This is a genomic window from Endozoicomonas sp. SESOKO4, from assembly GCF_024606275.1.
The window spans coordinates 1-1,042 of sequence record NZ_JAHHPS010000078.1 but is presented as its reverse complement, the minus strand read 5'-3'; the positions used below and the strand labels follow the sequence as shown (position 1 = coordinate 1,042).

Genomic DNA, 1,042 nt, shown 5'->3' with positions numbered 1-1,042 from the left:
GTAAAACCCCGGTTAGTTACTTCATTGACAGTGAAATAATCTTAAAGGCTGGTCATTCCACTCAAAGGGGCTGCTGTGGAATTGTTGATGGCCGACCAGGTATTCACAATATGACAGTATGTGGGTGGACTGATTGATGCGCTAATTACGGTTGGACTCACGCATTTTTCGCACTCACCTGCCAAAGGCAGTGGATTAAGGGCTGTGACGTTTTTTAGTTGAGCGTGTTGCCATGGATTGACTGCCTGCAGGAAGTTACAAGCCAGAGCCAGTGCGATCAGTGCCTCAATACTTATAGCGGTGTCTGTTACGCGGATCTGATTGCCTGCCAGATTAAAGCGAGGAGGTTTTGCACCAGTATCTGTAATGCCAGTAAGAATAAAACCACCTTTTTGAGTTTGTTGACCACGAAGATCAAGATGTGTCCCGCCTGAGTTGTCAATGTCGATCGTGTTTCTGAAAATATCGATACTGGTTCCGGCTCCAAGACTAATCTTACCCACATCTGCCATCCTGCCTTGGAATCTGTTATCAACAATAGCGATTTTCTGTGACTGATTATAGATGGCAGGAAGAATAATATTTATCCCATACAAGGAGGTAATGTTGTGTGGTCCTGCGCTGAAAGTTTCACCTATTATCATGTTATCCGCAAACTGCAGGCCAGGGCCTGTGCGCTCGTCATCAGCAGATGCATCCAGAGATTTTCTGCAATCAAGTTCAACTCCGTACCAGTGAGGAAGATAGAATAGGTTGTTGGCCACAATCAGTCTGTGGTTATAGCAATATGCGAGAATAATACTTTTAATGGGTCTGTGGCCATCAGGTTCAGATGGCTGAAAAGTGATGTGTTTTATATGATTGTCTCTCGTTTCTCCAAAATGGAAGTCGCTTCTGTTTCCATGTCTGATCATGAACTGCTCTTTAAAACCTGTGGAAAGTGTGGTCACGATTTCAAAACCCTTATCAGCAGCCCCAATAATGTCCTGACCAGCCTTTAAGATTATTTCACTGTCAATGAAGTAACTAACCGGGGTTTTAC

At 44.0% G+C, this 1,042-nt stretch carries 1 protein-coding gene; it reads right to left on the bottom strand.

The annotated features are described in order from the left end of the window. Positions 1–41: 41 nt before the first annotated feature. The coding region (locus KDK16_RS01330) for a hypothetical protein (RefSeq protein WP_257274334.1) at positions 42–1,042 on the bottom strand (1,001 nt) is incomplete at its 5' end.